The organism is Sphaerochaeta associata, assembly GCF_022869165.1.
Classification (GTDB): domain Bacteria; phylum Spirochaetota; class Spirochaetia; order Sphaerochaetales; family Sphaerochaetaceae; genus Sphaerochaeta; species Sphaerochaeta associata.
The window spans coordinates 194,158-206,569 of the sequence record NZ_CP094929.1 but is presented as its reverse complement, the minus strand read 5'-3'; the positions used below and the strand labels follow the sequence as shown (position 1 = coordinate 206,569).

At 51.6% G+C, this 12,412-nt stretch carries 12 protein-coding genes and 1 pseudogene; 1 reads left to right on the top strand and 12 read right to left on the bottom strand.

Annotated elements, in window-relative coordinates; genetic code table 11:
- Positions 1-46: 46 nt before the first annotated feature.
- Positions 47-1,372 carry an enolase C-terminal domain-like protein gene (locus tag MUG09_RS00940; RefSeq protein ID WP_244772708.1) on the bottom strand — a complete coding sequence of 442 codons (1,326 nt, stop codon included), beginning with the start codon at positions 1,370-1,372 and terminating at the stop codon, positions 47-49.
- A gap of 308 nt (positions 1,373-1,680) precedes the next feature.
- Here MUG09_RS00940 and MUG09_RS00935 point away from each other — a divergent pair, with 308 nt between their 5' ends.
- Positions 1,681-2,472, top strand: coding sequence for an IclR family transcriptional regulator (locus MUG09_RS00935; protein WP_244772707.1), 792 nt, complete (start codon positions 1,681-1,683; stop codon positions 2,470-2,472).
- 205 nt (positions 2,473-2,677) lie between these two features.
- Here MUG09_RS00935 and MUG09_RS00930 read toward each other — a convergent pair whose 3' ends face one another.
- From MUG09_RS00930 to MUG09_RS00880, 11 genes and pseudogenes are all read right to left on the bottom strand, one after another.
- Positions 2,678-3,583 carry a dihydrodipicolinate synthase family protein gene (locus tag MUG09_RS00930; protein WP_244772706.1) on the bottom strand — a complete coding sequence of 302 codons (906 nt, stop codon included), beginning with the start codon at positions 3,581-3,583 and terminating at the stop codon, positions 2,678-2,680.
- Between the two features lie 2 nt (positions 3,584-3,585).
- On the bottom strand, positions 3,586-4,485 hold the full coding sequence (gene garR / locus MUG09_RS00925; protein ID WP_483315931.1) for a 2-hydroxy-3-oxopropionate reductase: 900 nt from the start codon (positions 4,483-4,485) through the stop codon (positions 3,586-3,588).
- A gap of 237 nt (positions 4,486-4,722) precedes the next feature.
- Positions 4,723-5,064 carry a type III PLP-dependent enzyme domain-containing protein gene (locus tag MUG09_RS00920; protein ID WP_244775347.1) on the bottom strand — a complete coding sequence of 114 codons (342 nt, stop codon included), beginning with the start codon at positions 5,062-5,064 and terminating at the stop codon, positions 4,723-4,725.
- 72 nt (positions 5,065-5,136) lie between these two features.
- Positions 5,137-5,732, bottom strand: a pseudogene (locus MUG09_RS00915) (type III PLP-dependent enzyme domain-containing protein); the annotation flags it as partial.
- A gap of 153 nt (positions 5,733-5,885) precedes the next feature.
- Positions 5,886-6,170, bottom strand: a complete 285-nt coding sequence (locus tag MUG09_RS00910; protein ID WP_244772704.1) for an NAD(P)-dependent oxidoreductase — start codon at positions 6,168-6,170, stop codon at positions 5,886-5,888.
- A 53-nt stretch (positions 6,171-6,223) separates the two neighbouring features.
- Positions 6,224-7,057, bottom strand: a complete 834-nt coding sequence (locus tag MUG09_RS00905) for a nucleotidyl transferase AbiEii/AbiGii toxin family protein (protein WP_244772703.1) — start codon at positions 7,055-7,057, stop codon at positions 6,224-6,226.
- Positions 7,050-7,664: a type IV toxin-antitoxin system AbiEi family antitoxin domain-containing protein gene (locus MUG09_RS00900; protein ID WP_244772702.1), complete on the bottom strand. Its 615-nt coding sequence runs from the start codon at positions 7,662-7,664 to the stop codon at positions 7,050-7,052. Before MUG09_RS00900 ends, MUG09_RS00905 begins: the two co-directional genes overlap by 8 nt.
- A gap of 140 nt (positions 7,665-7,804) precedes the next feature.
- Complete coding sequence (locus tag MUG09_RS00895) at positions 7,805-8,761, bottom strand: D-2-hydroxyacid dehydrogenase (protein ID WP_244772701.1); 957 nt, start codon at positions 8,759-8,761, stop codon at positions 7,805-7,807.
- Between the two features lie 113 nt (positions 8,762-8,874).
- Complete coding sequence (locus tag MUG09_RS00890; protein ID WP_244772700.1) at positions 8,875-10,593, bottom strand: class I mannose-6-phosphate isomerase; 1,719 nt, start codon at positions 10,591-10,593, stop codon at positions 8,875-8,877.
- 13 nt (positions 10,594-10,606) lie between these two features.
- On the bottom strand, positions 10,607-11,341 hold the full coding sequence (locus tag MUG09_RS00885; protein ID WP_244772699.1) for a GntR family transcriptional regulator: 735 nt from the start codon (positions 11,339-11,341) through the stop codon (positions 10,607-10,609).
- A gap of 2 nt (positions 11,342-11,343) precedes the next feature.
- Complete coding sequence (locus tag MUG09_RS00880; protein WP_244772698.1) at positions 11,344-12,231, bottom strand: ROK family protein; 888 nt, start codon at positions 12,229-12,231, stop codon at positions 11,344-11,346.
- Positions 12,232-12,412: the final 181 nt, after the last annotated feature.

Below are 12,412 nucleotides of genomic sequence, written 5' to 3'. Positions count from 1 at the left end.
ACGCCCCCTCCAGGCAGAGCACACGGCTCTGCCTGCATGTTCTCCATCATCGTACCAGTGCAGGACGCTTGGGGTCGAACTTCCAGCCGGGGATCAGATACTGCATGCCGATTGCATCATCACGCGCTCCAAGGCAGTTCTCTTCATACACCTTGTGGGCTTTCATGATCTGGTCGCGGTCCACCTCGATGCCCAAGCCGGGCTTAGCGGGGATGGCGATATGACCGTCCTCGATCCTGGGAGGATCGACGGTCAGTCGTTCAATGCCTTCCTGCCAGATCCAGTGGGTGTCGATCGCGGTGGGATTGCCCGGAACAGCCGCCCCGACATGGGCGATCATGGCCAGGGAGATGTCGAAGTGATTGTTGGAGTGCGATCCCCAGGTCAAGCCGAACTCATCACACATCTGACCGACCCTGACCGCGCCGCTCATGGTCCAGAAGTGGCAGTCGGCAAGAGGAATATCCACGCTCTGTAGTTCAAGTGAATGGCCGAACTCTCGCCAGTCGGTGGCGATCATATTGGTGGCGGTCGGAAGCCCGGTGGCACGACGGAACTCGCTGAGCACCTCGCGTCCGCTGTAACCCTTCTCAGCTCCACAGGGATCTTCGCAATAGGAAAGAATGCCGTGCATATCCTTGCACAGCGAAATGGCTTCCTTCAGCGACCAACCGCCGTTGGGATCGAGTGTCATACGGGATTCGGGATATGCTTTCTTCAACGCCTTGATCACCTCGATCTCCGCTCTGCCTTCCAGGACACCGCCCTTGAGCTTGAAATCCTTGAAGCCGTAGAGTTTCTCGCTGGCACGGGCAAGTTCAACAACGGCATCGGCATCCAGGGCCTCCTCATGGCGCAGGCGGTACCAGTCGGTTGCATTGTTCTCGTCACTGTAGTACGGCAGGTCGGTCTTCTTTCGGTCGGCAATGAAGAATAGGTAGCTCAGCACCTTCACCCGGTCACGCATCATGCCATCACCCAAGAGGGAGGCCACCGGAACTTCCAGGTACTGGCCGAGCAGGTCTAAAAGCGGAGCCTCGACGGCGGTGATCACATGGATACCGGTCCTCAGGTCGAAGGTCTGAAGGCCGCGCACATCGCTTTCATCGTTGCCCAATGCAGCCTTGACCTTCAACAGCGTCTGCTTGTATTCGCTGAGCTTGGAGCCCTCGACAACAGGCTTTACCTGCTCAAGAGCCTTTGTAATCTTCTGTCCGCCGGGAACCTCTCCTACGCCGGAGTTTCCCTGGCTGTCGGTGAGGATGACAATATTACGGGTAAAATAGGGGGCATGGGCTCCGCTGAGGTTCAGCAGCATGCTGTCCTTGCCTGCTACGGGATAGACTTCCATCTTCTGGATATACGGTGTCATGAGTTCTCCTCCTGATAGGGAAACATGGTATTCAGACTACGCTTACATTCAAGGCTATAACGGTTTTCCCTAATTGTCAATTTATTGTTGTATTTTTATAATACCTTAGCAATTTTTTATAATACTATTTGACCAATTAGTAAAAAAGCATGGTATAAACCCACACCTTGGCATAGACTGCGAAGAGTGCATCCAAGATTCCTAGAGGAAATCTGCACAATTATTTTGATTTTCCAATCCAAACGTGCAATACTATAACAACATTATATAAATCAGCCATACTTTCTAATGCAAATCGAGGAACCATCATGCCCATAGACACCGACAAGTATAATATTAAGACTGTTGCCCGTTGTTTTCAAATTCTGGATTACGCCTCCGAGCAGAGCGGTCCCATCTCCATCCAGGATGTATGTGCAGCCCTCGATACCAACAGCAATATGGCATTTCGCCTGCTTGCGAGCCTGCAGAATTCAGGCTATATGACAAAAGACCCCTATACAGGCCTCTATGCCATCTCCCTGAAAACCCTGAAGCTCAGCAGAAGCGCCCTCCAGTCACAGGAGATTCGCAAGGTGACGATGCCGTACCTTGAACTGCTGTGGAACCAGTTCCCCAAAGCAAATGTGAACATGGCGGTCTTTTACAACGGCGAGGTGCTGATGCTCGACCGAATCGATACCCAATCGACTCCCAGAACGTACTTCACCCCCGGCCGCCAGCTTCCGTTCCACTGCTCGGCCCTTGGCAAGGTCCTCACCTGTGAACTACCTGAGGCAGAGTTGGACAAGATCATTCATGACAAGGGTTTGAATCGGTATACGGAAAAGACCATCACCGACCCCAAGGCCTTGAAGGAAGAGCTGGCTAAGGCCCGCAAAGAAGGGGTCGCTCGCGACCGCAATGAGTTCATCGAAGGCGACAACTGCTCGGCGGTTCCCGTACGAGGCCGTGATGGAAGAATCATCGCTGGCATCAGCGTAAGCGCCCTCACCTCCAATATGGCCGTCGAGGAGATCGAGGCAGCCATCCCAAGGCTGAAGGACACCGCTTCCAAGATCTCCTACATGATGGGCTATACTACACAACCGGTTATGTGATCGGCACCATATGCTCTACGCCAACCAAGGTGGCCGGCTTTGCTTCTCTTCCGATGGATAGGTGTTCATTCATGGATGTAGCCCATCACTCAATTACGTTTTAGTAAAACATATTTTAGTAAATCATGTCTTTGTACTTCATCCTGACTATAAGAGGCTGCCCTTTCGGACAGCCTCGACTTCGTTTGCCTTGCTTTTCAGGTGTTCAGCCGACCACCTCGAAGCCGCCGTCGACCAGCTGCCTCTTCAGGTGCTCGATCTGCTTGGGCGGCGAACTCAGGTTGGGCAAAAACGGGCTTCCCACCTGCATGCCCACCAGGTTCGCCAGGTCCTTGGTCGCAACAGGGAAGCTCGACTTGTCGGTTGCCAGCCTGATCGGGTTCAGCTCCCACTGCGCCTCCAAAGAACCCTTCAGGTCCCCGCTCACGTACTTGTCGTAGATGGAACAGACAAGCTTGGGCAGGTAGTTGGCCGTAGAGCACACAGCCCCCACGGCCCCGACGCACAGGCCCGAGTAGATCAGCGTGTCCTTGCCGCACATCACCTTGAAGCCCACGTCGGCGTTGCGCCTGATGAACTCGATGGTCTGCGTCAGGTCCCCGCTGGAGTCCTTCATGCCCACCAGGTTGGGCACCGAGTGTGCAAGCTCCTCTACCAGCTCCTGGCTCATCGCGTAGCCGCAGCGCCCGGGGTTGTTGTACAAGAGCACCGCCGTATCGGGCACCGATGCGGCTATGCTTCTGATGTGGCCCTTCAGCTCCTCGTCGGTGGGCTTGATGAACATCGGCTGCAGGATCGAGACGGCCTTCGCTCCCATCGAGGCGCCCATCCGGGCGAGGCGGATGCACTTGGTGGTGCGGATGTTTCCCACGCCCATGTACACCGGCACCCGGCCGGCCGCCTGGTCCATCATGACCGACAGGGCCCTTTCCATCTCATCCTCCTCCATCATGTAGAACTCCCCGTTGGAGCCGAAGGCCAGGATGCCCGAGCACCCGCCTTCTATGACGAAGTCGATGAGCCTGCGAAGCGCCGCCTCGTCCAGCGTCTCGTCCTCTTTGATCGGGGTCACGATCGGGGGGATGATCCCCTTGATGAAGGAAGTATCCATGCTCACTCCCCGATTGCGGTGCCGGACAGCTTCGCATAGTAGCGTGCCAGGGCGCTGTGGTCGTCACCGCCGAAGCCGTCGGCGTGCAGGGTCTCCATCATCTCGCGTGCAAGGGCCGTCAAGGGAAGCGGGGAGCCCACCCCGTGGCCCGTGTCCAGCGCGTTGGCAAGGTCCTTGATGTGCAGGTCGATCTTGAAGCCGGGCTTGAAGTTTGAATCCATCATCATCGGCGCCTTGGCGTTCATCACCGTGCTGCCCGCAAGACCCCCCTTGATCGCCTCGAACACCAGGTGCGGGTCCACACCCGCCTTGCGCACCAGCGTGAAAGCCTCCGCCACCGCCGCTATGTTCAGCGCCACGATGACCTGGTTGGCCAGCTTGGTCGTGTTCCCCGCCCCGATCGGCCCGCAATGCACAGCACTGGAGCCCATCACCAGCAGGATCTCCCTCACCTCTTCGAAGAGGGCCTTCTCTCCGCCCACCATGATCGCAAGCGTCCCGTCCACCGCCTTCGGCTCACCCCCGGAAACGGGGGCGTCCAGCATGCGCACCTTCTTCTGCGCGCAGGCCTTCTCCACCTCCTGGCTCGCAAGCGGGGCGATGGAGGACATGTCGATGAGGATCAGGCCCTCGGCCGCCCCCTCCAGCACCCCGCCCTCGCCCATGACCACGCTCTTGACGTGGGGGCTGTTGGGCAGCATCGTGATCACCAGGGGGACCTGGGAGGCTACGTCGGCCGCGCTCGCCGCCGCCTTCGCCCCGGCCGCCACCACGTTCTCCACGTTATCCTTGTTCACATCGAAGCACACCACCTCGTGGCCCGCCTTCAGCAGGTTCTTTGCCATGGGCTTGCCCATGATGCCTAGTCCGATGAATCCAATCTTCATATCTTCACTCCTCAGAATTATAATGCGTCTCAAACAACAGGCACGTTCGTATCACAGAGTGCATACGGACGGAACTGCCCACATATATAGAGTACGAGCAGAGTGAGCGATTGTCAACTAAAATTATAAATTCAATAGATTCTATTATATTTTTTATATTTCTTATTATAATTTTCAAATTGCATTATATTCATATCTTTTTCCACAAAAAACCCACCCGAAGGCAGGAAAAAAGACTGGCAGGGATTTTTCTCAGATCACCACCGTTTGCAAAGGCGGAAACCCGTTGATTTCTATGGCGGAGTAACTGCTGGTATAGGCTCCGGTAGAAAGCCAATACAGCCTGTCTCCGACAGCAAGGCTCAAGGGAAGTTCATAGCGGTAGTCCTCATAGAGGGTGTCCATGGAGTCACAGGTCGGACCTGCAAGGATGACCTGCTCCTGCGGCCCGTTGCGTTCACAGACAATCGGATAATGGATGGCTTTTCCAAGGGTTTCCATAAGCCCGCCGAAGCGGCCGCAGTCCTGGTATATCCACCGTTCAAGCGCGGTTCGGGATTTACGGGAGATGAGTACGATCTCTGAGACAAGCACCCCGCTGTCGCCGACAAGCGAGCGTCCGGGTTCGATGATTATCTCAGGCAGCACGTCCCCATAGTCTTCTTCCAAGTACCGCTTGATTTCATCGGCATAGGTCTGCACTGGATGTGTCCGTTCGCGATAGGTGGCAGGGAACCCCCCGCCCATATTGATGCAGGAAAGGGTTAGATCCTCATTCTCCTTAAGCCAGGTGAATAGGTAGCTGACCTTCGAGAGAGCACTATCCCAGGCGGTGATATCGCGCTGCTGCGATCCCACATGAAACGAGAGGCCCCAGGGCTGCAGCCGAACTTTCTGGAGAGGGGCCAGTCGGCGGTTTGGGCTCCCTCGGCCATCAGGCGTACCATGACCTTTGAACCGGGGGCGGCCATTGCAATATTTCTCAAGTCCCCTTCGCTGTCGGTGACGAACAGTCGAATGCCAGCGGCATAGAACTCCTTGATGTGCTCGAACTTCTTGATGGTATTGCCGCAACTCATGCGGTCGGCACTGATCCCCAGCTCCTGCAGCCGACGCAGCTCATATACCGATGCCACATCGAAATTCGACCCCAGACGGTCGAGCAGGCGCAATACATCGGGTGCGGGATTGGCTTTCACCGCATAATATACCTTCGCAAACGGAAGTGCTTGACGAAGCTCCTGGTATTTCTCTTCGATCACATCGGAGAGAATCAATTGGAACGGTGTCTCGCGGCCTTGGGAATGTTCCAGTACCCGTTGCCACCGTTCCTAAGACATTATTTCAGTTATGTTCATACGGCTGAATATGTAATTTCGAGTTCCTTATGTCAACCATACGACCACATCAATCATTTATGCATTCACCACATTCTGACTCTTGCCTGCAAGGAATGCCTTCAGGTTCTCGACGGCTATGTCCATCAGACGCTGACGACTCTCCTTCGGCGCCCAGCTTATGTGGGGGGTAATCAGGCAGTTCTTTGCAGTGAGCAGGGGATTGTCCTCCTTGATCGGCTCGGTCGATACCACATCCAAGCCCGCAGCATACACCTTGCCGCTGTTCAAGGCATCGGCCAGGTCCTGCTCGACGATGAGGGGACCGCGGCTGTTGTTGAGGATGATGACCCCGTCCTTCATCTTTGATGATGGAATTCTTCATTGTCACATCTTGCTTCCTGGTTTCTCAGTACTCAGCTCATTTTGTTAATGAGTCTTATAGCATCAAGGATGACAGCTTCAAAACTGAGACCATGAACATAGTTGTTCTTCTTTGCATAAGCATTCCAACGCTTCTGAAAAGAGTCATCCACCTTTAATCTTTCGAGCAACTCCTGTATTTTTACTAGATCAAATTCTGTTTTTCGATACTGGAATGTTTGCTCACAAGCCCTTACCAATGTTGGCATGTCTATCGCTTTGCTTTTCAGTTTGTAAAGGATATGGAGATCATAATAGTCCTTGTTCCGGCTATTCAAGAATCCCCTTGCGTAAATTGTCTGCAATTTCTCTGCAAGCATTGTTTCAATCGGATATGCCTTGATGGGGATTTCGTCATCCCCAAAGACACTGGAAAATGAATACTGTATTGGATTCGGTGTTATAACATCTCCCGTTGCAATATCAAGTGGAATGACTTGTCTAATATTTTCAAATCTGCAAAGAATACTTGCTCGATACCCTCCGTATTGATCTTGTTCTTTGATTGGTGAGATGCCCATAATTTCATATTGTATTTCATCGCCTTCATTCTCTTTCAATGATTCAGTAAGCATCGCCAAAACATTTTCTTCCGATATCTGCATGTTTCGTACAAGAATATCTATATCCATTGTGCTGCGAGATTCTATTCCCACGACGTTGGAAAGGAGAAAGCCACCTTTGAAAACAAGAGTCTCCCCATACTTTCCTTGCACAAGCTTTCTCAATATGTTCTCGAGAAAATAGTAGAGCATGACTGAGTTGAAGGTTAATCCGGTATCTTTGCTGATCGTATGGCAAAGTGCTGTCAATCCGGCTTTATTCATAGACCAGTTCCATAAGTGTCTTCACCTTTGCATCAAGTCCCATGCTTGTTGCTATTTCATAGAGAGTGTGGATATCTCTTTTGGCATAGTGTGCATAAGAACGGACAAGCTTGATATACACCTCCCTATCCATTGCATCTTCGTGGGCGATGAAATCGCAAAGTGTTCGTTCATATGAATACACTCGGACAGGGTTATTGAACATGGTTCTCGTTTCCACCACTCCCAGATTGTGAATCTTCTTATTCACATAATGGATGTTCACGCCGAGGGGGGCTTTATTGAACTTATAGCTATAGTAAACCGTGACATCCATGTCTTGGGGAATCTTGTCTGTTGCCCCAAGCAGATGCAGTGCTGTCTCATAAGAAAACACTGCTTTTTTAAAGCGATATTGAAAGTAATAATAGGCATCATACATTCCTGCTTCCGAAATATAGAGACCCTCTGCCGCTCTTTGCAGAATCCCTTCTCGAACGAGCCTGCTAAGATAGATCGTTGGGATCTTTTTGCTACGACAGTATGATGCCGTGATTATTCCACCTGAGTTCTCCAGATACTGCTCTATGTGCTTTTTATAATCCATATACCTTTTCTTTTGTTGCATCCACACGGACATAGTATCACATGTTCCGTGTAAGTGCAACAAAAGTATTCCGTATCAGGGACACAAGCTAAGCTTCAATAGTGTAGGAGAAGAATGATGGGTTAACAACAAGCCACACATTCGCACTGATTCTTTGCAGGTTATGCATTGACCACATTCTGACTCTTGCCTGCAAGGAATGCCTTCAGGTTCTCGACGGCTATGTCCATCAGACGCTGACGACTCTCCTTCGGCGCCCAGCTTATGTGGGGGGTAATCAGGCAGTTCTTTGCAGTGAGCAGGGGATTGTCCTCTTTGATCGGCTCGGTCGATACCACATCCAAGCCCGCTGCATACACCTTGCCGCTGTTCAAGGCATCGGCCAGGTCCTGCTCGACGATGAGGGGACCGCGGCTGTTGTTGAGGATGATGACCCCGTCCTTCATCTGTGCAATGGTCTCTTTGTTGATGATTCCCTTGGTCGCCTCAAAGAGCGGGCAGTGCAGAGAGACAACATCGCTTCTCTGCAGCAATTCGTCCAGCGATACATAGACATCCTGATGCTTCGGGTCCTGATAGGAGTCATAGGCAATGACCACCATGCCGAATGCACGCGCGATTCTGGCCACCGCCTGCCCGATCCTGCCGTAGCCGATGAGGCCCATGGTCTTTCCTGCAAGCTCAATGAGCGGATAGTCCCAGAAGCAGAAATCCGGGCAGCTTGTCCAGCGTCCCTGTTTCACCGCATCACTGTGATGCTGGACGTGGTGGGCTATCTCCAACAACAGGGCGAAGGCGAATTGGGCGACTGCATCGGTGCCGTAGGTGGGAATGTTGCAAACAGGAATACCCTTCTCTTTCGCCGCCTGGGTATCGACTACGTTGTAGCCGGTGGCAAGAACGCCGATGTACTTGATGTTGGGAGCCTTCTCAATGATCTCCCTGCCAAGCGGCGTCTTATTAGTGATGACGATATCGGCATCACCGATACGTGAGAGAATATCCTCTTCCTTGGTGCGATCGTAGACAGTCAAGGATCCGAGCCCGGCAAAACCGTCCCAACTCAGGTCTCCGGGGTTTTCTGTGTAGCCATCAAGAATGACAATGGTGTGCTGCATGGATGCTCCTTCAAAAGTTTTCATATCGTAGCATACAATAAAATCAGAAATTTGGTATCCTCACGCATCCAATCAAGTGTACGCAATAAACGATGGCCCACTTTTCCATACAGTCATCGTATTTGAGCGCATATCAGGATTACAGGATCATCATCAGGAGCGATAATACAATACTCGCGGACTGAAGCGGGTATGATGAACGTTTGTGCATAGTGCACTTCAAACGGCGCAAAAGCGTTGCTTGGACTTGTGATGAGAGCACGTTCCCCCTCAACCAAGTTCAACACTTGAACACTGTCATCCATGATTACAGGACATGCCGTCCTCACGGTATAACGGAACGTGATGATAGGTTCGCGAATATGCAAGCCGGTCTGTTCAATCTCGTAATCGGGGTTTCTGCTCACAGTGTGTGCTTGTTCGAGAAGTTGGGCTTTCACCCAATCGGTATCTCGATCCCATTGGATGTTTCTCTTCCCATGGGCCAGATGCACCGGCCGGGGTTGTCCATCGAGTCCCAATCGCCCCCAGTCCCAGAGCTTGAAGGTGAAAATGTATGGGGTGGCACTGATTTCCAAAACCATCGTATCCTTGCCTGAACAATGAATGGTGCCTGCCGGGATCAGGATATGGTCATGCTTTTGTACAGGGAATGCATTGACGTATGCTTGAACAGGGAACGAAGCACCTGCATGTTCTGCAGCATCGAGATCGGCTAGCATCGTTTCTTTGTCACAATCGTTTTTCACTCCCAGATACACGACAGAATCATCTCCTGCATCCAGTATGTAGTAGCTCTCATCCTGTGTATAATGCATGCCGAATTCCTGTTGGATGTACTCAGTCAAGGGATGTACCTGAAGCGACAGGTTCCCTCCCCCTATGGTGTCAAGCAAGTCGAATCGTATCGGGAACTCCAAGCCATATCGTCCATGGACCTTTTCCCCAAGAAGTTCATGCGGTTTTGAAAAGACCACATTATTGGCTGGAATTTTGATGATCTCACCGCCAAATTCGAGATTGATGCAATTCTCTTCAACAATCCCATCGAAACACCATGCATAATTAGGTGCTTCGTTCGGAAGACCGAAATGCTGCTTCATCCACTGACCTCCCCAGACTCCCGGGTTGAAGTAAGGCTCCATCCGGAAAGGCCGGGTTGCAACTGCAGCGATCGCATCCCTGAGAACATCACCTGCAATCATTTTCGGGTGATCGTTCTCATGGGTATCGATGAACCACGCAACAGAGTCAAAGAGCGAAATCTTATGCCTGTCTGCAATTCTCCACTCAAGGAAATACCCGCGTTTGAATTTTTCCAGAGCGTCCGCCTTTGGATTATCAGCCAACCAATTAGGCAGGTCCTGTGCATAGCGCTTCTGTATCTCCCAGCGTGTAAGGTCGAAGTAGAGCAACAAGCCTGAACAACTGACCAAACTGGCACCGACGCCTACGATGAGAACAACTGCTGAATCAGTGGACGCAACAAGTTCTCGGGCGCTGTTGAGCTTTGCTTCGTCAAAACATGACTCGATGACATGGTGGGACATGAACCCGAACACCCGGTCATCAGTGATGTTCCGACTGAATTGTGTTTCCAGGATTGGAAGGGGCTTGAGCAAGTCGCTGGTATCGACAACCACCACCGGATGCAAGGCCGATAATGCATGGACCACCTGCTTCGTATCAACGCCGGGGTAGACATCACAAACCACAATCCGATGCTTCGTCTCCCTGATTGTTTCTACCATCTTTTCATATCCAACGATAACGGCATCATCACACCCGCTGATTTCAATCACCGGGTGCAACTCATACCCTGGCTTGCGCATATCGGCCTCCGTACTATAGTTCTATCGTGTATTTATATTTTTCACCCGGATAACAGCTCACGGAGAATTCCACCTGTCTTCCATCCTGGTCGAAGCCTTTTCTCGTCCTCTTGAAAACCGCGGTATAGAGCGGTATTTTCAGAAATGCAGCCATCTGACCATCGGCAAGCATCGCCTCCAGGGTGTCTTGGGCCGATGCCACGACGATATCCCTCTCTTTCCTGAGGAAAGCATACAACGATGCATTGTATGTTGCCTCATTCAGGGGAAGATCCAGACATCCGGGCAGATACGTATCTGAATACACCAAGGGAACGCCGTCTGCACAACGGACGCGAATCAGATGAAAGACCCGCTCTCCTTCCATGACGTCCAGGTGTTGGGCGATGTACTTGGAGGCGGCCTCTGATCCAATTGAGCAATGACTCGTGGACATGATGACTCCATGCCTTTGCATCTCCTCGGAAAAGCTGATCACCGATTGCATGCGCTCATTGATCTTGCTGAACGTAACCATCGTGCCGATCCCCCGCTCTCCTCGAAGGTAGCCGAGGTTCGACAAGTCCCCAAGTGCCTGTCTTACAGTGGTCCTGCTTACTCCGAATGTGTTCATCAAGTCTTTCTCGCAAGGAAAAAGCGAGCCTTTGATGAAATTCCCCTCTTCTATCTCTTTCTTAAGGATCTGCTTAAGTTGATGATACAGAGGAGCAGCCCCCTTTGACTTGTCCAAATGGCATGCCTCAAACATGTTCATTTCCTCCTCATGCAGTTGGCAAGAAGGCCTTCAAAAATCCTGACAGACGTTTCATGCTCCACCAGTACCTCAATACCTTCAAGGCTTGCCGTCGTATGCAGGCCATCCTGAAAATTGGGATAGGCTTTGGCCAGGTTCCCACCCAAAACCAAGACCTGCGGGTGAAATCCATTCAGAAAGCCTTGAATGGCAGAGCCGATTTCTTCTCCGAATCTCAAAAATACTTCAACGGCTCTCTCATCACCGTCATCAGCCATTACTTTCAGATGGTATCCATCCAGTTCGGTTCCCAGCTTCTCCTTGGACAATCGTGCCAAGCCCCGGGCTGAAATATAGTCATCGATGATGGACTCCTTGTACGGAACATTGTAGATCCAGCCATTCTCCGGAACACCCTCTGTGCCTTTCACTACAGTCCCGTTGGCGAGAAATGCCGACCCGGCACCGGTTCCCAAGCAGAGACAGAACACGCGCTTGTCTGCCAAATAGGGATATCGGCGACAGATTCCATAGGCAAAAGCCTCGATATCGTGCACAAAATGAAAACTTGCTGTTTTAATCCAGCCTGTTTCATCCAAGTCCTGCAAGGTTTTCTGCATTTCAAGGCCATAGAGTGCCTCATACTTGGATAACCCCTTCATGTAGCTTATGCCCCGTGCATAGTCGAAGGGACCTGGAAAAGCAAAACAGATGCTTTGGACACAATCTCCCCGGGGATTCAACTGGTTGAGAATGGACAGGAAATTGAGCAACAATTCCTCCCTGGTTCCATCGGCGCATGCATCAAAGACTTTTTCTTCAGGAAAAAACAGTTCGTTCTCCTGGGTAACTACATTCCCTTTTATGGTTGTGCCACCTACATCGAGAACAATATATCTGGTCATACCTGCCTCCCAAGCCTGCAGCTCGATTGCCTCGCACCTTCAAGACTCCCAGGTTTCAAGATGAAGGAAAGCCTTTGGTGTTAAATGTCATGACATTATGATATTGTTCTTATGTAGAAGCGTCAAGGGAGGTTTCAGTCTCAGAGGGCCTACATTCCTGCGGAAGAACCTGGAAGTACGT